Source organism: Pasteurella skyensis (genome assembly GCF_013377295.1).
Taxonomy (GTDB): domain Bacteria; phylum Pseudomonadota; class Gammaproteobacteria; order Enterobacterales; family Pasteurellaceae; genus Phocoenobacter; species Phocoenobacter skyensis.
The window spans coordinates 472,905-490,801 of record NZ_CP016180.1 but is presented as its reverse complement, the minus strand read 5'-3'; the positions used below and the strand labels follow the sequence as shown (position 1 = coordinate 490,801).

Sequence of the window (17,897 nt, the reverse complement as noted above, 5' to 3'; positions counted from 1 at the left end):
TTTTACTCATTTTCATACTAGGTTTCTATATATGTCGGCTATTGGCATTTAATCTGCCATTTTAGCTGTGCAAACTGCGTTGCAATTTCATTTACTTCGGCTTTATAAGCGGTCACATTTGGTAAATTTTTTGCAAAATCTAACCGCTTAATTGCATATTGTATTTCACCAAATCCACATTGTGAATTACGTCCTCGAGAAACTTCTAATAAAATATTATGCTCTCTTTCTGTAGGAGGGGAAATAATTTTACTTTGTAATTCCGCATTGTTGATGATTAAATCTGCTAATATTTTATGCTGTGACTTATAAATATTTTTACGTATGTTAAGGCGTTCTTTTAAAGAGATTGCAGGTCTCACTGCTACACTATTATCTAAAAATATAAAAATAGCCTGTTGCCAATTCTCAGTATTGACCTTTTTATTGTTAGATAAATACACAATATGTTCCATACCTTCTAATCGGCTATGATTTGATTTTATATATTCTTTTCCATCAAATTTTATACTTTGAGGAATATTAAAAGATAATTTCTGTGGTTGCTGAGAACCATAACTTACACAAGCGGTCAGATATAAACAAAAATTTGCAAAAATAAAAAATTTTAATTTTTTCATATACTTAACCTTTAGCCATTGCTACCCATTTCTTTATAAGCTAAAGCTTCAATTTCAGTACGTTTAAAGACCCATTCTGTTTCCGTTGAGCTATCTTCATCAAACCAATAGCCTCCTAAATTAAATTCTTTTAATTTTTCAACTTCCGTTAATTGATTTTTCAAAATATAACGCACCATCATTCCACGTGCTTTTTTGGCATAAAAACTAATGGTTTTGAATTTTCCCTTTTTTTCATCTAAAAAGATCGGTTTGATTATTGTTGCTTTTAACTCTTTGGTTTTTACTGAATTAAAATATTCGTCAGAAGCAAGATTAACCAGAACATTATCCCCTTGTTTATCAAGAGTTTTTTGTACTTGTTGTGTAATCACACTGCCCCAAAAATCATGTAAATTTTTACCTTTTGGGTTAGTTAATTTTGTTCCCATTTCAAGACGATAAGGTTGCATTAAATCTAATGGTTTAAGCAAACCATATAACCCTGATAAAATAGCTAAATGAGATTGAGCAAACTCAATTTCAGTTGTGGTTAAACTCGTTGCATCAAGTCCTGTATAAACATCCCCTTTAAAGGCAAATAGTGCTTGTTTAGCATTATTCTCATTATGTTCCAACTGCCATTCTGCAAATCGTACTGCATTTAAGGTTGCCAATTTATCACTGATTTTCATTAAACTCGCAACATCTTGAGGAGAAAGCTGTTTACAAATATCAATTAGCTGTTGGCTATAAGCGGTCAGTTGTGGTTGAGTTTTTGCAAAATTAGGGGGTTGTGTTTTGTAATCTAATGTTTTTGCAGGAGAAATAATCGCTAGCATAATATTTTCCAATTTGAATAAACTTTAATAACAATGTTGATAATAAAAGAAAGGCAGAATTAATCTGCCTTAATTACACATTGATCATTAAACCTTAATAATTAATAAAGGCTTCTTGATCTGCACCTTCTTTTTCCACAACAGGTGGGATCATATGATCACGAGTTAAACCTAATCTTAATGCAATGCCAATTGCAATGTAGATTGAGGAATAGGTACCAAATGCGATACCGATTAATAATGCTAATGAGAAGCTATGTAAGGTTGAACCACCCAGCCAAAATAGAGCTAATACCACAACTAAGGTTGTTAATGAGGTCATCAAGGTACGAGATAGCGTTTGGCTTAATGAAATATCGACAATTTCAATGGTATTTGAACGACGTACTTTACGGAAGTTTTCACGTACACGGTCAAAAACCACGATACTATCATTCAGTGAGTAACCCACAACGGATAAGATCGCCGCCACAAAGGTTAAATCAATCTCAATTTGTAGCAATGAGAAAAAGCCGATAGTCACAATAACATCGTGGAATAGTGCTGCAATTGCACCCACTGCTAGACGCCATTCAAAACGTAATCCAACATAGACTAATAGCATTGCTAATGTTGCGAGTGTTCCGTAAATAGCACTTTCTGTTAATTCTTTACCCACATTTGGCCCAACAAACTCAGCACTTTTAATTTGTGCTTTCGGATCAATATGTTGATGAATAACATTAATGACATTAGTACTCACTTTACTGTCTGCTTCCGCAGCAGGTAGACGGATCATTAAATCTTTTGTGCCACCTAAAGTTTGTACTATTGCACTACCATAACCATTTTTATCTAACTCTGAACGTACTTTTCCCAAATCTGCTGATTGTGAAAAAGTGGTTTCAATAACTGTACCGCCAGTAAAATCTAATCCCCAGTTTAAGCCTTTAGTCACAATAAAAAATAAGCTAAAAGCGATTACAACCAAAGAAAAAAGATAACCGACCATTCGGTATTTCATAAATGGGATTAGCTTATAAGGAAGCTTAATCTCTGCTGCATTTTGTTCTTTTTTTGCCATTTTATTCTTCCTTAAATCCACAATTTACTCACTCGTTTACCACCATATCGCCAGTTCACTAGCATACGAGTTCCAATAATTGCGGTAAACATTGAGATCATCACCCCTAATGAAAGTGTGATTGCGAAACCTTTAATTGGACCTGTTCCTACTGCATAAAGAATAATAGCAGTTAAAATAGTGGTTAAGTTTGAGTCAAAAATACTTGAAAACGCACCGCTATAGCCCTCGTGGATTGCGTGTTGAATTGAACGACCATTACGAATTTCTTCTTTAATACGCTCATAAATCAATACGTTAGCATCAACAGACATACCAACAGACAGCACAATCCCTGCTATACCTGGCATTGTTAAAGTTGCACCAATTAATGACATTAAACCGATTGTTAATACCATATTTGCTAATAAGGCTGCAGTTGCAAATAAACCAAATATTTTGTAATACACTAAGCAGAAAAAGACGGTTAATGCTAAGCCAAGTAACGCTGCATTCATACCTTGCGCCACATTATCAGCTCCTAAAGATGCTCCGATTGTGCGCTCTTGTACGATAACAATTGGTGCAATTAATGCCCCTGAACGTAATAATACGGCTAAGTTTTGCGCTTCTGCTGAAGAGTCAATTCCTGTAATTTGGAATTGGCTACCAAAACGACCTTGAATAGTGGCTACGTTAATCACTTCTTCGTGTTTATCTAAAATCACTTTACCATCAGCATCTTTTTTGCCTGAATCTTTATATTCACGGTAAAGGGTTGCCATTGGTTTTTTCAATGCTCGTTTAGTGGTTTCTGCCATTAAATTACCACCTTCACTATCTAGCTTGATACTAACTTGTGGTAATCCTCTGTCGTCTTTTCCAGCCGTAGCATCAATAATATGCTCCCCTCCCACTTCAGCTTTACGATAAAGTAGTACTGGACGATTATTTTTATCCATTTTCAGCTCAGAATTGGCAGGAATAATTCCTTGAGAAACTAAGGCTTGATTGGCTTCTGTATTCACTAAACGAAATTCTAACGTTGCTGTTGCACCTAAAATTTCTTTTGCTCGAGCAGTATCTTGTACACCTGGTAATTCAACTACAATACGATCTGCACCTTGTCGCTGAATCGTTGGTTCTGACACCCCTAATTCTTCAACACGTTTACGTAAAATCGATAAGTTTTGTTCGATTGCTGCACTACGAGAATCTGCTAACCCTGTTGCTGATGGTTTTAATAACAACACATTAGAAGAAGCATAGGTTAAATCTAAGTTATTATGATAATCACGAATAAAGCGAAATGCTTTATCTGCAGTATCTGAATCAACAAAAACAATTTCCGTTGCAAAATCTTCTAGCTTTCTGACCGCTTTATATTTTAATTTTTCTTTACGCAATTCGGTACGCAAGCTGTCTTGCAACATTTCTTGTTGTTTTGCTAAGCTGGTGTTCATATCCACTTCCATTAAGAAGCGAACACCACCTAATAAATCTAACCCTCTTCGCATTGGCTTTCCGCCAATATCGGCTAACCAACTTGGTGTTGCAGGGGCTAAGTTTAATGCGACTGAATAATCATTCCCTAACACATCAGCAATTTTTTCTTTTACTGGAAGCTGTTCATTTTCTTTTTCAAGACGAACTAAAATTGCCCCTTTTTCAAGATTAATACCTTTTGGATTGATTTTCATTGAAGATAAAACACTTTGTACTTTAGCAAGTGTTTCAGTAGTTGCGGTTTGTCCTCTAGTACCAGAAATTTGTACTGACGGATCTTCACCATATAAATTTGGAAGTGCATATAATGCACCAATGGCGACCATAAAGATCACCATCAGGTTCTTCCATAAAGGAAAACGATTTAACACAATTTAATCCTGTATTAAAATGAAAAAAATTAAAGTGATTTAACTGAACCCTTAGGTAAAGTTGCCACAACGAAATCACGACGAATCGTTACTTCAGTTGTCTCATTTAATGCCATAACGATATTTTCATCAGCAACTTTAGTAATTTTGCCCATCAAACCACCACTAATTAACACTTCATCGCCTTTTGAAAGACTATCTAAAAGTGCTTTTTGTTCTTTTTGACGTTTGGCTTGTGGACGATAAACCATAAAATAGAAAATCCCACCAAAAACGACTAACATTAAAATCATTTGCATTGTGCCACCTTGAGCGCCCATATAAAACTCCTTAAAAAATTAAATTAAAAAATACGGTGCTAAAATATCACAAAATCGACATTTAGACGAGAAAAATCTACCAAGAGGTAAAACCACTCTCCCTATCACACCTTTTAATGCTAAAATGGGTGTTTAATTTCATAATTCAATAGTAAAAGGTTAAAAAATGAAAAAATTATTTGTTTTGCTCGCTCTCTTTTCACCACTCACAATGGCTCACAATATTCAATTAAATCAAGGATTACCGAATGTTACCGTAGTTGAAGATGGTGAACTTATCAAAAAAAATAATGATATTATTTATCAAGAGTGGAACTCTCGCTCTTTAGCGGGGAAAGTAAGGGTGGTCAATCATTTTGCTGGTAGAAGTGATGCTAAAGAGAAAAATAGTGCATTAATTGAAGCAATTCGTAACGCTCACTTTAACCGTTCAACTTATCAAACTACAACTATCATTAACGTTGATGATTCAACCTTTGGTACTGGTGTATTCGTAAAAAGTAAAGCCAAAAAAGGTAAACTAAAAAATGCACATAGTCAGGTAGTGTTAGATCAAAATGGTACTGTTAAGAAAGCTTGGAATTTAAAACCAAAAGATAATTTTGTGGCAGTTCTAGATAAAAATGGCAAGGTAAAATTTGTCTTTGATGGTAAACTCTCGGCTAGTCAAATTAATCAGGTTATTCAGTTAGTTAAACAATTAACACACTGATTTAAGAGAAATAGATAATTAAATCGACAAAAGCACGGTTACTGAGCCTGTCGAAGTATAAGTGCTTTTATTGATAAGCCTTCGACAAGCTCAGGCGCCTAAAAGATACAGATTCTGCAAAAAATATTATAGAAATACCACTCTATGTATTTAAATAACAATTATGAAACTCAATATACAACAACAACAAGCCGTAGAATATACGCAAGGGGCGTGCTTAGTACTTGCAGGGGCAGGTTCAGGTAAAACCCGAGTGATTATCAATAAAATCGCTCACTTAATTAGCCATTGTGGCTATTCCCCTAAGCATATTGCGGCGGTCACTTTTACCAATAAAGCTGCTCGTGAAATGCGTGAGCGTGTCGCCCATTCAATCGGTAAAGAAAAATCCAAAGGGTTGACTATTTCTACTTTCCACACCTTAGGTTTTGATATTATCAAACGTGAGTATAAATCCCTCGGCTTTAAATCAGGAATGACGCTGTTTGACGATCACGATCAGATCGCTTTGCTCAAACATTTATTGCCTGAAAATGTCACCGAAGATAAAGATCTGTTGAAACAGTTAATCAGCCAAATTTCAAATTGGAAAAATAGCCTGTTGTTGCCAGAGCAGGTGATTGCGCAAGCCAATGATGATCGATCTCGTGTATTTAGTTATTTTTATCAGCAATATCAAAACCAATTACGAGCCTACAATGCTCTTGATTTTGATGATTTGATAATGCTTCCAACCTTACTTTTTCAACAAAATGATGAGGTAAAACAGCGTTGGCAACAGCGAATTCAATATTTATTAGTTGATGAATATCAGGATACCAACACCAGCCAGTATGAACTAATAAAATTATTGGTGGGCGAGCAAGCAAACTTTACCGTTGTGGGCGATGACGATCAGTCGATCTACTCGTGGCGTGGAGCAAAACCTGAGAATATGCAACGTTTGAAAGTCGATTTTCCACATTTAAACGTGATTAAATTAGAACAAAATTACCGTTCCAGTCAGCGAATTTTACATTGTGCCAATATTTTGATTGATAACAACCCCCACGTTTTTCAAAAACGCCTTTTTTCACAACTTGCTCAGGGTGAAAAACTTAATGTAATTGAAGCAAAAGATGAAGAACACGAGGCAGAGCGAATAGTCGGCGAATTGATCGCTCATCGTTTTTCTCGTAAAACACGCTATAAAGAATATGCAATTTTATATCGAGGTAATCATCAATCCCGTTTACTTGAAAAAATGCTGATGCAAAACCGTATTCCCTATAAAATTTCAGGGGGAACCTCGTTTTTCTCACGTGTTGAAATCAAAGATATGATGGCGTATTTACGTTTATTAGTGAACCAAGATGATGATGCGGCTTTTTTACGTATTGTAAACACGCCACGCCGTGAAATTGGGGCAGCAACCTTAGAGAAGTTGGGAAATTTAGCCAATGAAAAGCAAGCCAGTTTATTTGAGGCAATTTTTGATTTTGATTTAATTCAACATATCACACCAAAACCTTATCAAGCCTTACAAGATTTTGGGCGTTGGATCGTGGAATTATCAGATCAAGCGGTACGATCTGATCCAATTTTTGCAATAAAAGATATGCTTGCCAAAATTCAATATGAGGCTTATTTATACGAACACGCTAACAACCCAAAGGCAGCAGAAATGCAAAGTCGCAATGTTGCAACCCTGTTTGAATGGGTCGAGGGAATGCTAGCAGGTGATGAAATCAATGAACCGATGAACCTTGCTCAAGTGGTAACCCGTTTAACTTTGCGAGATATGTTAGAGCGTGGCGAAGATGATGATGAGAGCGATCAAGTACAACTGATGACCTTGCACGCTTCAAAAGGCTTAGAGTTTCCCCATGTCTTTTTGGTCGGAATGGAAGAGGGACTACTCCCTCATCAAACCAGTATGGATGAAAATAACGTAGAAGAAGAACGTCGTTTAGCTTATGTTGGAATAACACGAGCACAGCAAACTTTGACATTTTCACTGTGTAAAACACGCCGACAATATGGTGAAATCATCAAACCTGAACCAAGCCGTTTTTTACTAGAATTACCCCAAGATGATTTACAGTGGGAGCGAGATAAACCACTTATGACGGAACAGCAAAAACAGGAAAAAGTATCGGATAATGTGGCGAGATTAAGGGCGATGTTGCAAGGGAATAAGTCATAAAATAATTTCATAGGAGAACTATTAGCAAATGTAGTTTTCCCATATGTTCTCCTATGCATAAGGTAATAATACTTTTGCAAATTTTCACAATAATGTTACCGCTTATTTTGTAATGATCTGTTTAATAAATACGCATCCCAATAGTCTAGGTTACCACCTTAATTTTCATTTTTTGAACTCGATCACATTTTAAAATAAAAGTTGCATACACTCTATTTATTCTGTGTTATTTTTCGGTATCCTATGTAAATAGATAACACTTTTTATTCACCTAATAACAGAGATTATACACTTGATAAAAATGCGTTATCTATCTATTTTATATAGGATTATTTGATACAGTGTGCTATTGACATCAATTAATCTTTGATCTAATAATTTAGCAACGCATAAACATAAACTATGTGAATTTTAAACCTAATTGGAGGGTATTGAATGAAAACCTTATTGAAAACATTATCGGCAACGGTGATATTAAGCTGTGCTTCTATGGCGATGGCCAAGACAACTATTGGTGTTGTGGTCAAAATTGGTGGTATTCCTTGGTTTAATGCAATGGAACAAGGTATGAATGAAAGTGCAAAAAAATTAGATGTTGATGCTTTTATGATTGCGCCAACCAGTGCTGATCCTGCATTACAAGTCCGTGCTGTTGAAGATTTAATTGCTCGTAAGGTGGATGTGATTGGTGTAGTTCCAAATGATGCAGAAGTGTTAGAGCCTGTATTTAAGCGTGCTCGTGAACAAGGAATCAAAGTAATTACTCACGAATCTGTTAAATCTCAAAATATTGACTATGATTTTGAGATGATTACTAACAAAGCGTTAGGTGAAGCTAATGCGAAACTTTTTGCAGAAAAAACGGGCTGTAAAGGTGGTTATGCTATCTTTGTCGGTGGATTAAGTGTGCCTGGACACAATGCTTGGGCAGACGCTGCTGTTAACTATTTGAAAACAGCTTGTCCAACGATGTATCAAGTTTCTGAGCGTTTTGGTGTTGCTGATGATGTAGAGGCTGCTCGTACTACAACATTAGATCTGATGCGTGCACATAAAGACAAACTAGTTGGTATTATGTCATTTGGTAGTCAGGGTCCTATTGGTTCTGCTCGTGCTGCTGAAGAGCGTGGTGTTGCAGATAAATTTATTTCAGTGGGTCTATTCTCACCAGGTCAAGGTGCAAGATTAGTTCACAAAGGTCATATTCAAGGTGGTTACATTTGGAGTCCATTAGAAGCAGGTAAGGCTTTTGTTGAATTAGGTAAAATGGTTGCTGATGGCAAAGATCTTTCCAAAGAAAAAGAATTACCAATTTTAGGTAAATCTACCATTGATGGTAAAGTAATCTACGCTGAAAAACCATTAAAATTAAGTAAAGAAACCGTAGATGACCTAGCTGATTTGGGCTTATAAAAATAAGTTCGTGTTCATAACGAACAAAAATTATAAATAATACTTGTTTTAACTTTAAGTTGGCTACGGTATTTTATGTCGTAGCCTTTTTTTTAACCTTATTTGGTGATTCTTATGGAAGAAACTGTTTTACAACTTACTAATATCAATAAGCACTTTGGTAATTACCAAGCATTGAAAGATGTGAATTTTTCATTAAATAAAGGGGAAGTGCATTGTTTGGTGGGAGAAAATGGTTGTGGAAAATCTACATTAATTAAAATTATTTCTGGTGTTTATACCCCAGATAAAGGCGCAAAAATTATTATTGGTAACAATCATTCGGTTAATAAAGTTACCCCTCAAATGGCAACTACCAATGGTATTCACGTTATTTGGCAAGATTTATCCTTATTTCCACAACTCAGTGTGGCGGAAAATATTGCCTTTGACCATTTTGTGTCGAAACCTATACGTAAACCGAATAAATCAGAAATAAAACAGCAAGCAAAAGCTGTAATGGAACGTTTAGGTATTCATTTAGATTTGGATGTGCCTTTATCTTCACTCGGTATTGCACAACGTCAATTAGTGGCAATTTGTCGTGTTCTCAATGCTGATGCTCGTATTATTTTTATGGATGAACCTACGGCTTCATTAACACGTAGTGAGGTTAATCATTTATTAGATGCTGTTAAAAAAATGCAAGCGGATGGTATTTCAGTTGTGTTTGTTTCACACCGTTTAGCAGAGGTATTAGATATTGCTGATCGTGTTACTGTTATTCGTGATGGTACCATCATTGATGTATTAGATGCGAAAACAACAAATCCTAAAATTCTCTCACAATTAATGACTGGATTAGATTTAGAAGACAACGTTCGCCAGCCTAAAACCTTTTCTGAACCTATTTTAGAAGTAAAATCCCTTTCGCGTAAAGGAGAGTTCCATAACATCAACTTTACTTTACATAAAGGGGAAATTGTTGGTATTACAGGGCTATTAGGAGCAGGACGAACTGAACTCGCCCTCTCTTTATTTGGTATGTGTTCACCTGATAGTGGTGAAATCATTTTAAATGGTATGCCAATGCGCTTTCGTCATAACCGTGATGCCATTCAAGCTGGTATTGCTTATGTATCGGAAGATCGACTCAATCTAGGATTAATTCAACCCCAGTCTATTCGTGATAATACGACAATGGCCATACTTGATAAGTTAAGTGGTTGGCTGGGTTCATTAATGCCTAAAGCACTAACAAAAACAACGCAGTATTGGTTAGAAAAACTGACGGTAAAATATCAAGATTCCAGTTTACCTGTTAATTCTCTCTCAGGAGGTAATCAACAACGTGTAGCTATCGGTAAATGGCTTGCGACAGATCCTAAAATATTAATTTTAGATGCGCCAACTGTTGGAGTCGATGTAGGTGCAAAAGCAGAGATTTTTAAGGTTGTCCGTGAATTAGCAAAACAAGGACTGGCTATTCTGATTATTTCTGATGAAGTATCAGAGGTGTACTATCAATGTGATCGTGTTCACGTAATGAAAAAAGGAACACTTGTTGCCCACTTTGAGCCTCACAAAATTACTGAGGAAAGTTTAGAGGAGGCTGTTTATGGCTAACTATTTACGTAGTATTGAAGGGATACTTTTTGTATTTATTATCTTTTTATCAATAATATTGTCATTTGCTACACCTGATTTTTTTACACTACAGAATTTTTTTGATTTACTCAATCAAAATGCGGTAAAAATGATTTTTGCGATTGGTTTACTGGTCGTGCTTATCATTGGTGGTATTGATATCTCCTTTGCTGTTGGTGCTTCCGTTATACAATATGCGACCGTTACTATTTTAATGAAAATGTTAGGTGGTGGAAGTTGGCTTTCTGGTATGTTGATTGCAATGGCTATTGGTGCAATGCTTGGTATGATAAATGCACTGCTTATTTATGGTTTTCGCGTAGTCTCTATCATCATTACTATTGCCACCTTTAATGTTTTTTTTGGTTTATTAATTTTCTTTACTAATAATGGGCGTAGTATTTATCGTTTACCTGACTGGTTAGTAGAGCGTATGGTATTTATTCATATTGATAATACCACGATGCTTTATTTACCTGTTGCTGTTATGTTGATTGTCGCATTAGTCACTACCTATATTTTAAAATTCACTGGTTTTGGACGACAACTTTATGGCTACGGTTCAAATGCAGAAGGAGCAAGACGTGCTGGAGTGAGTGGCTGGAAAGTACATTTATTTGCTTATGGCTGGTTAGGTGTGTGTGCTGGTATTGCTGGAATGATGCAAATTACTATCGCTCAAGAGGTTGTTCCTAAAGCACTTTATGGCTGGGAGTTTGATGTGTTAGTCGCTGTTGTACTCGGAGGTGCAACACTTGGTGGTGGTCGAGGCAGTGTTTTAGGCGCTATGTTAGGAGTATTATTCTTAGCTTTATTAAAAAATGCGATGATTCTGCTGCAATTCTCTCCTTATGCTTTTAATGCTATTTCTGGTGCTGTTATTTTACTTGCGATAATCGCAACACAATGGCAAGTATTTGTACGTAAACTTCAAGGAGGTTTAGTGTGAATTCACTGTTAAAAAATACAAGTTTACTTATGTTGTGCTTCTTAGGTGCAACCATCATTTTATTTGGTATTATTGCACCACAAACCTTATCTGCTGGCGCAATGAGTTCTATTGCAATACAGCTTCCTCAACTCGGTATCCTCACGTTAGCGATGTTTATTCCCGTTATCTCGGGAGGATTGAATCTTGCTATCACCTACATTGCAAATATCGGTGGTTTGCTGGCTGCAGCACTACTCACAAAAGTATTTAGCGATGCTGGCTGGGGTACAGGGCTGTTTGCTTTAGTTTGTGCTTTAGCAGTAGGTGCATTAATTGGTGCTTTAATTGGATTGGTGGTTGCTTGGTTCAATGCTCATCCTATTTTAGTCACTTTAGGTGCTATGATTTTACTCAAAGGCTCTATGGAGTGGGTCACTCGTGGTGGCGGTATTTCAGGTATGCCAGAATGTATTCAAATTATTGGTAATGGTACTCTTTTTGGCATTCCGATTGTCTTTTTGATTTTCTTACTCACCTGTGCTTTTGTCTGGTTCGTAATGCATTACACTCGCTTAGGTTTCTCCATCTATATGATTGGCTCAAATCCTAATGCGGCAGAGTTTTCTGGTATTGCGGTAAAACGTACCTTTACCTATATGTATGCACTATCTGGTGCATTGGCAGCATTGGCAGGATTTGTAATGCTAGCACAAAATAATTCGATGCGGATTGATGCCGGTAAAGACTATTTACTTATTACATTACTGGCGTGTTTTTTATCTGGTGCAGATCCTTTTGGTGGTTTCGGTAAAGTAACCCCACTAATCATTGCGCTTCTATCATTACAACTTATTTCTAGTGGAATGAATATATTAGGCGCAAACCAATTTTTGACGACTGCACTTTGGGGCATATTTCTAATTGTTGTAATGGTGATTAGATTTATGGCAAATCGTAATAAAACAAAATAATTTGATAACTTAAAGGAAATAAAATGTATTCAATTCCATTATATCCTCATTACTTTATGAGTGAAGAAAACATCATTTTACAATCACAGCAATTTACTGTGAGCGCCTCTTGCTATCCCAATAATATTGCCACCTTAACCATTAAAAATAAGCGTGGTTATATTGAAATACTTCCTTTTATGGGACAGATGATTTGGGATGCAGAATTTGATAACGTCTCCCTACGTATGGATAATATGTTTAGCCAACCACAGCACGGTAAAACAATTGTAGATACGTATGGCTGTTTTGCCTTTCATTCAGGGTTATTAAGTAATGGCTGCCCAACAGTGAATGATAACCACCCTTTACACGGTGAGTTCCCTTGCGCTCAAATGGATAAAGCGTGGCTGGAAGTCAGTGAGGAAAGTATCCGCATAGTAAGTGAATATGAATATGTGCAAGGATTTGGTCACCACTATCTCGCTAAACCCTCAGTGATGCTAAAAGCAAATGAAGCTCGATTTGATATTGATATGGCAGTCACTAATCTGTCTAATTATCAACCTATGCCTTTAATGTATATGTGTCACATCAATTATGCTTATGTCGAAAATGGGGTGATGTCACAAAATATACCGAATGAAGCTTTACAACTTCGACAAAGTATTCCTGCTCACGTTAAACCGACCCCTGAATGGAAAGAGTTCAACAAGGATATTTTAAACGGTAAAATCGATGCCAATATTTTAAATAAACCACAATGTTACGATCCTGAGATTGTGTACTTTGCTGATAATCTACAACAATACGCTGAAGATCTAGAGTTTGAACTTACAGCCCCTCAACAAGCGGTTACATTTAGTACAAAATTTGCAAGTAATGAGTTTCCTAATGCAACACGATGGATATTACATAACCCAGATCAAAAAGTTGCCGCTTTTGTGTTACCTGCAACAGCACGTCCTGAAGGTTATCTTGCTGCGGAAAAGACCAATACACTTCAATGGCTAGCGGCAGGAGAAACCAAATCTTTCCATCTTAATACTGGTATTAAGGAATAAATTATAATGACACTCTCTAAGTGGTTATTGGGTATTTTGGTATTAAATATATCGGCTTGTAGTTCTATCGTAACACTAGAACACCCTTGCCCTTACGGTGGAACAAGGACGAATGCTCTAATTGTAAAAAATTGTTTAACCAATCCACCTAAAAACATCACTGGATTTGGAGATATTGTCTGTAAACTCACAGTGCCTGCTATTATTGATTTTCCATTAAGTTTAGCAGTAGATACGGCACTGTTTCCTATACAAGGGATTCGCTATTTAGCGAATGATAATAAATGTACATTATTTAGATAAGTGATTTGCAAAATTTTGTAAGAATGTGACCGCTTGTTTTAAATAAACAGATACAAAAAAGGACGCTCAAGGCGTCCTTTTTCAATTTAATCCAATGATTAAAGTGCTGATTTTGCTTTTTCAACTAAAGCAGCAAATGCTACTTTATCAAATACTGCAATGTCAGCTAAAATCTTACGATCGATTTCAACAGATGCCTTTTTCAAGCCATTGATAAATTTGCTGTAAGATAAACCGTTTTGACGAGCCGCTGCGTTGATACGTGCAATCCATAATTGACGGAATTGACGTTTTTTGTTGCGACGGTCACGGTAAGCATACTGACCAGCTTTAATTACTGCTTGGAACGCAACACGATATACACGTGAGCGTGCACCATAATAACCTTTAGCAGCCTTAAGAACTTTCTTATGGCGTGCTCTTGCAATAACACCACGTTTTACACGAGCCATTATTAATCTCCTATGTCTATAAAATTAACTAAAAATAAATACTAAAACGAATGCTTATGCGTATGGTAAGCATGCTACGACTAAAACTTGGTCAGCTTTCGCAACCATAGATTTATGACGTAAATGACGTTTACGCTTAGTGCTTTTCTTAGTCAAAATATGACGTAAGTGAGATTGTTTACGTTTGAAACCGCCTGAGCCTGTTTTTTTGAAACGCTTAGCAGCACCACGTACTGTTTTAATTTTTGGCATTGTTTAATAACTCCGCATTGTTGTAAGGCATAAAGCCTTTGGTTAATCACTAATAATCAGGCGAATAAGCGGTAACATTATTACAAAATTTTGCAAAAACCTTTATTTAAAAAGCTTTCGTTAAAAATAATATAAATGTGGCCGCTTAATTACTTGTAAGCTCTAATTATTTCTTCTTAGGAGCAAGTACCATCACGATTTGACGTGCTTCAAGTCTACCCGGTGCAGATTCTACAACGGCTAACTCTGCTGTATCCGCTTTAACACGTTCTAGCATTTCACGTCCAATCTCTTGGTGAGCCATTTCACGACCACGAAAACGGATCGTTACTTTTACTTTTGCTCCATCTTCTAAAAAGCGAATCAGGTTGCGTAGTTTTACCTGATAGTCGCCCACATCAGTACCTGGACGGAATTTAACTTCCTTCACTTGTACGACTTTCTGTTTTTTCTTCTGCTCTTTTGCTGATTTTGTTTTTTCGTAAATAAACTTACCATAGTTCATAATACGACAAACAGGTGGCTCAGCATTCGGACTGATCTCAACAAGATCTAAAGATGCTTCATTAGCTAAATTCAAGGCTTCTTGAATAGACACGATACCAACGGGTTCGCCTTCTTGATTAGTTAAACGAACCTCTTTTACACGAATTTCATCGTTAATTCGATGAGCTCGACTTGTCTGAACACGTTTTACTGGTTTGATAGTATTATTCCTCTTATAAATTTTAACAAAATCATTTTTACTGTAGTTACAGAAGAAATGAATCCTTTTCTGCCGTCATTAGACCGACAAAATAAACTTCGTGATTTTAAGGTATTTAAGTATATTATGCAACTACCAGTTGAACCAAAATCACGATTTCTTTTCTTAAACTTAAGAACAAAACTGGCTTTGTTCAAAAATCAATCCAAAATCTCTATTTTCAGCTAAAAAAGATAAATTAAGAGAACTAAACACTATGCCATATAGTATTCAATCCTCTTAATCTAAAGTATAAAGCAATACTTATTTAAATAATTTTTATAAGTAGTTACACATCATAAGTGGTTGATGCAACATCTCCGCCACGACCTGTCCAGTTAGTATGGAAAAACTTGCCACGTGCTTTGTCGGTACGCTCATAAGTATGGGCTCCGAAGTAATCTCGTTGAGCTTGTAGTAAGTTTGCTGGTAAACGTGCTGAGGTATAACCATCTAAGAACGTAATCGCAGATGTCATACAAGGCATTGGGATACCTGTTTCGATAGATTTCGCTACCACTTTACGCCAATCTGCTTGGCTATTTTCTAAAATATCTTTGAAATATTTATCTGAGCCTAAGAAAATTAAATCAGGATTTGCTTCATAGGCATCACGGATATTTCCTAAGAATGCACTACGAATAATACACCCTTCACGCCATAATAATGCCGTATTACCATAGCTAATATTCCAACCAAATTCTTCTGACGCTTGACGAATCAACATAAAGCCTTGTGCATAAGAGATGATTTTTGACGCTAATAATGCTTTACGAACGGCTTCAATCCACTGTGCTTTGTCGCCTTCCACTTTACCAACGGTTTTGTTGAATAATTTTGACGCTTCAACACGTTGTTCTTTAAATGAAGACACACAACGAGCGAATACAGATTCTGTGATTAAGGTTAAAGGAATACCAAAGTCTAATGCGTTGATACCCGTCCATTTACCTGTTCCTTTTTGACCCGCAGTATCTAAGATTTTATCCACTAAACGGCTACCGTCTTCATCTTTATAACCTAAGATTTCTGCTGTAATATCAATTAAGTAACTGTCTAATTCAGTTTTACGCCATTCATTGAACGTCGCTTCTAATTCATCATCAGATAAGCCTACACCTTCTTTTAAGAATTGGTATGCTTCACAAATTAACTGCATATCGCCGTATTCAATACCATTATGAACCATTTTCACAAAGTGACCTGCACCGTCTTGACCAACCCAGTCACAACAAGGTTCACCCTCTGGTGTTTTTGCTGAGATCGCTTGTAAAATTGGTTTTACAAACTCCCACGCCTCACTATGTCCACCTGGCATAATTGAAGGTCCAAATCTTGCCCCTTCTTCACCACCAGAAACACCTGTTCCAATAAAGCGAATACCTTTTTCACGAAGTTCTACCACACGACGGTTCGTATCAGGATAATTTGAGTTACCCCCATCAATAATAATATCGCCTTCATCTAAGTAAGGTACTAAGCTATCAATAAACTTATCCACCACTTCACCTGCACGCACCATCAACATAATACGGCGTGGTTTTTCTAATTTATCCACTAAATCTTGCAGAGAATAGGCACCAATAATATTCGTGCCTTTCGCTTCATTATTTAAGAAATCATCGACTTTTGAAGTGGTACGGTTATACGCCACCACTTTAAAACCGTGATCGTTCATATTTAAAATTAGGTTTTGTCCCATTACGGCTAAGCCAATAACACCAATATCACCTTTCATTTTTGCTCCTCGTTTTGTTTTTTAATTTAAAATTTTTTAGCGGTCTGATTTTTATTAAAATTTGTAAATTTAGATTTTTGCAAATTTTAATAAAAATATTACCGCTTGTTTAACTATTTTATAAATTTATTGCTTAATGGGAGGATATTCCACTCACTTTGTTCGTTCAATCCTCCCCTACGATTATTTAAAAACCTGTGAATGTGTACCAATACGAGAAAGATATAAATGCTTATCTTCAATTCTGTAAATTAAAACTAAATCATTAAAAATATGGCAATCTCTATAATTATCCATATTCCCACTTAACGAATGATCTTTATATTTTTCTGGTAACGGCTGATTATTCTGCAAAAGATAAATGACTTCAATATATCTATCACTGACTAAAATTTCAGGTGCTTTTTTTGAGATATTGATCAAATCACGTTTAAATTCTTTGGAAAAAGTTATCTTTTTAATCATCATTTACACAGTCTATTCAATACGTCTACCAAATTTTCATCATCAGAAAGTGTGATGGTCTGTCCTTGTCCACTTTCAATTTCTTCTATTGCCCTTAAGGTTCTCGCATTCGGTTGATGATAATCCAAATTCACAGGAATGGTTTTAGTATGAGCGATTTCATTTAAAAACATATTCATTACCTGTGAAGGTGTTAATCCATATTGAGCAATCACGTCAAACGCTTGAGTTTTCACTTTTTCAGGTACTCTAAAACTAAATGCTGAATTATTTACTGCTACCATTTTTCTATTCCTTTTTTATATTTCAATGTAATACAGTGATGTTATATTAAAAAGTATTTCAATGCAATACGATATTTGGTGTTCTTATCGCTCTGAT

Annotated in this window: 19 protein-coding genes; 8 read left to right on the top strand and 11 right to left on the bottom strand. The window is 36.0% G+C overall.

The genetic code is table 11. The annotated features are described in order from the left end of the window. Positions 1 to 38 precede the first annotated feature (38 nt). The 5 genes from A6B44_RS02325 to yajC form a co-directional block, all read right to left on the bottom strand. Complete coding sequence (locus tag A6B44_RS02325) at positions 39 to 620, bottom strand: HI_0983 family protein (RefSeq protein ID WP_090922570.1); 582 nt, start codon at positions 618 to 620, stop codon at positions 39 to 41. Positions 621 to 631: 11 nt separating this feature from the next. After that, positions 632 to 1,441 (bottom strand): peroxide stress protein YaaA, encoded by an 810-nt coding sequence (gene yaaA, locus A6B44_RS02320; protein ID WP_090922568.1) that lies wholly within the window; start codon positions 1,439 to 1,441, stop codon positions 632 to 634. A gap of 94 nt (positions 1,442 to 1,535) precedes the next feature. Next, positions 1,536 to 2,504, bottom strand: coding sequence for a protein translocase subunit SecF (gene secF, locus A6B44_RS02315; protein WP_090922567.1), 969 nt, complete (start codon positions 2,502 to 2,504; stop codon positions 1,536 to 1,538). 11 nt (positions 2,505 to 2,515) lie between these two features. Then, complete coding sequence (gene secD, locus A6B44_RS02310) at positions 2,516 to 4,360, bottom strand: protein translocase subunit SecD (RefSeq protein ID WP_090922565.1); 1,845 nt, start codon at positions 4,358 to 4,360, stop codon at positions 2,516 to 2,518. Positions 4,361 to 4,389: 29 nt separating this feature from the next. Next, entirely contained in the window at positions 4,390 to 4,680 is a 291-nt protein-coding gene (gene yajC / locus A6B44_RS02305) for a preprotein translocase subunit YajC (protein WP_090922563.1), read from the bottom strand. A 166-nt stretch (positions 4,681 to 4,846) separates the two neighbouring features. Here yajC and A6B44_RS02300 point away from each other — a divergent pair, with 166 nt between their 5' ends. From A6B44_RS02300 to A6B44_RS02265, 8 genes are all read left to right on the top strand, one after another. Further along, positions 4,847 to 5,392: a YtfJ family protein gene (locus A6B44_RS02300; protein ID WP_090922561.1), complete on the top strand. Its 546-nt coding sequence runs from the start codon at positions 4,847 to 4,849 to the stop codon at positions 5,390 to 5,392. A gap of 163 nt (positions 5,393 to 5,555) precedes the next feature. Then, entirely contained in the window at positions 5,556 to 7,577 is a 2,022-nt protein-coding gene (gene rep / locus A6B44_RS02295) for a DNA helicase Rep (RefSeq protein WP_090922560.1), read from the top strand. Between the two features lie 435 nt (positions 7,578 to 8,012). Next, entirely contained in the window at positions 8,013 to 8,990 is a 978-nt protein-coding gene (locus tag A6B44_RS02290) for a substrate-binding domain-containing protein (RefSeq protein WP_090922558.1), read from the top strand. Between the two features lie 114 nt (positions 8,991 to 9,104). Continuing rightward, positions 9,105 to 10,595 carry a sugar ABC transporter ATP-binding protein gene (locus A6B44_RS02285; protein ID WP_090922555.1) on the top strand — a complete coding sequence of 497 codons (1,491 nt, stop codon included), beginning with the start codon at positions 9,105 to 9,107 and terminating at the stop codon, positions 10,593 to 10,595. After that, positions 10,588 to 11,565: an ABC transporter permease gene (locus A6B44_RS02280; RefSeq protein WP_090922553.1), complete on the top strand. Its 978-nt coding sequence runs from the start codon at positions 10,588 to 10,590 to the stop codon at positions 11,563 to 11,565. Before A6B44_RS02285 ends, A6B44_RS02280 begins: the two co-directional genes overlap by 8 nt. Then, complete coding sequence (locus A6B44_RS02275; protein ID WP_218061384.1) at positions 11,562 to 12,518, top strand: ABC transporter permease; 957 nt, start codon at positions 11,562 to 11,564, stop codon at positions 12,516 to 12,518. Before A6B44_RS02280 ends, A6B44_RS02275 begins: the two co-directional genes overlap by 4 nt. A 23-nt stretch (positions 12,519 to 12,541) precedes the next feature. Beyond that, the gene (locus A6B44_RS02270) at positions 12,542 to 13,561 is read left to right on the top strand and encodes an aldose 1-epimerase family protein (protein WP_090922551.1); all 1,020 of its coding nucleotides are present in this window, start codon (positions 12,542 to 12,544) and stop codon (positions 13,559 to 13,561) included. A gap of 6 nt (positions 13,562 to 13,567) precedes the next feature. Further along, positions 13,568 to 13,864, top strand: a complete 297-nt coding sequence (locus A6B44_RS02265) for a YceK/YidQ family lipoprotein (protein WP_090922549.1) — start codon at positions 13,568 to 13,570, stop codon at positions 13,862 to 13,864. Between the two features lie 98 nt (positions 13,865 to 13,962). On the opposite strand, the gene rplT is transcribed toward A6B44_RS02265, so the two are convergent. From rplT to A6B44_RS02235, 6 genes are all read right to left on the bottom strand, one after another. Continuing rightward, positions 13,963 to 14,316, bottom strand: coding sequence for a 50S ribosomal protein L20 (gene rplT, locus A6B44_RS02260; protein WP_090922547.1), 354 nt, complete (start codon positions 14,314 to 14,316; stop codon positions 13,963 to 13,965). Between the two features lie 54 nt (positions 14,317 to 14,370). After that, on the bottom strand, positions 14,371 to 14,568 hold the full coding sequence (gene rpmI, locus A6B44_RS02255) for a 50S ribosomal protein L35 (protein WP_090922545.1): 198 nt from the start codon (positions 14,566 to 14,568) through the stop codon (positions 14,371 to 14,373). Positions 14,569 to 14,734: 166 nt separating this feature from the next. Then, entirely contained in the window at positions 14,735 to 15,274 is a 540-nt protein-coding gene (infC, locus tag A6B44_RS02250) for a translation initiation factor IF-3 (RefSeq protein WP_090922543.1), read from the bottom strand. 328 nt (positions 15,275 to 15,602) lie between these two features. Continuing rightward, complete coding sequence (gnd, locus tag A6B44_RS02245) at positions 15,603 to 17,051, bottom strand: decarboxylating NADP(+)-dependent phosphogluconate dehydrogenase (RefSeq protein ID WP_090922541.1); 1,449 nt, start codon at positions 17,049 to 17,051, stop codon at positions 15,603 to 15,605. 183 nt (positions 17,052 to 17,234) lie between these two features. Further along, positions 17,235 to 17,516: a type II toxin-antitoxin system RelE/ParE family toxin gene (locus A6B44_RS02240; RefSeq protein ID WP_420801022.1), complete on the bottom strand. Its 282-nt coding sequence runs from the start codon at positions 17,514 to 17,516 to the stop codon at positions 17,235 to 17,237. Next, positions 17,516 to 17,800, bottom strand: a complete 285-nt coding sequence (locus tag A6B44_RS02235) for a type II toxin-antitoxin system RelB/DinJ family antitoxin (RefSeq protein ID WP_090922537.1) — start codon at positions 17,798 to 17,800, stop codon at positions 17,516 to 17,518. The genes A6B44_RS02240 and A6B44_RS02235 overlap by 1 nt, the downstream gene beginning before the upstream one ends. Between the last annotated feature and the right edge of the window lie 97 nt (positions 17,801 to 17,897).

What these genes read in the sequence shown, in the direction of transcription:
- A6B44_RS02325 (WP_090922570.1), bottom strand. Translation starts at nt 620, where the DNA reads ATGAAAAAATTAAAATTTTTTATTTTTGCAAATTTTTGTTTATATCTG.
- yaaA (WP_090922568.1), bottom strand. Translation starts at nt 1,441, where the DNA reads ATGCTAGCGATTATTTCTCCTGCAAAAACATTAGATTACAAAACACAA.
- secF (WP_090922567.1), bottom strand. Translation starts at nt 2,504, where the DNA reads ATGGCAAAAAAAGAACAAAATGCAGCAGAGATTAAGCTTCCTTATAAG.
- yajC (WP_090922563.1), bottom strand. Translation starts at nt 4,680, where the DNA reads ATGGGCGCTCAAGGTGGCACAATGCAAATGATTTTAATGTTAGTCGTT.
- A6B44_RS02300 (WP_090922561.1), top strand. Translation starts at nt 4,847, where the DNA reads ATGAAAAAATTATTTGTTTTGCTCGCTCTCTTTTCACCACTCACAATG.
- rep (WP_090922560.1), top strand. Translation starts at nt 5,556, where the DNA reads ATGAAACTCAATATACAACAACAACAAGCCGTAGAATATACGCAAGGG.
- A6B44_RS02290 (WP_090922558.1), top strand. Translation starts at nt 8,013, where the DNA reads ATGAAAACCTTATTGAAAACATTATCGGCAACGGTGATATTAAGCTGT.
- A6B44_RS02285 (WP_090922555.1), top strand. Translation starts at nt 9,105, where the DNA reads ATGGAAGAAACTGTTTTACAACTTACTAATATCAATAAGCACTTTGGT.
- A6B44_RS02280 (WP_090922553.1), top strand. Translation starts at nt 10,588, where the DNA reads ATGGCTAACTATTTACGTAGTATTGAAGGGATACTTTTTGTATTTATT.
- A6B44_RS02270 (WP_090922551.1), top strand. Translation starts at nt 12,542, where the DNA reads ATGTATTCAATTCCATTATATCCTCATTACTTTATGAGTGAAGAAAAC.
- A6B44_RS02265 (WP_090922549.1), top strand. Translation starts at nt 13,568, where the DNA reads ATGACACTCTCTAAGTGGTTATTGGGTATTTTGGTATTAAATATATCG.
- rplT (WP_090922547.1), bottom strand. Translation starts at nt 14,316, where the DNA reads ATGGCTCGTGTAAAACGTGGTGTTATTGCAAGAGCACGCCATAAGAAA.
- rpmI (WP_090922545.1), bottom strand. Translation starts at nt 14,568, where the DNA reads ATGCCAAAAATTAAAACAGTACGTGGTGCTGCTAAGCGTTTCAAAAAA.
- gnd (WP_090922541.1), bottom strand. Translation starts at nt 17,051, where the DNA reads ATGAAAGGTGATATTGGTGTTATTGGCTTAGCCGTAATGGGACAAAAC.
- A6B44_RS02240 (WP_420801022.1), bottom strand. Translation starts at nt 17,516, where the DNA reads ATGATTAAAAAGATAACTTTTTCCAAAGAATTTAAACGTGATTTGATC.
- A6B44_RS02235 (WP_090922537.1), bottom strand. Translation starts at nt 17,800, where the DNA reads ATGGTAGCAGTAAATAATTCAGCATTTAGTTTTAGAGTACCTGAAAAA.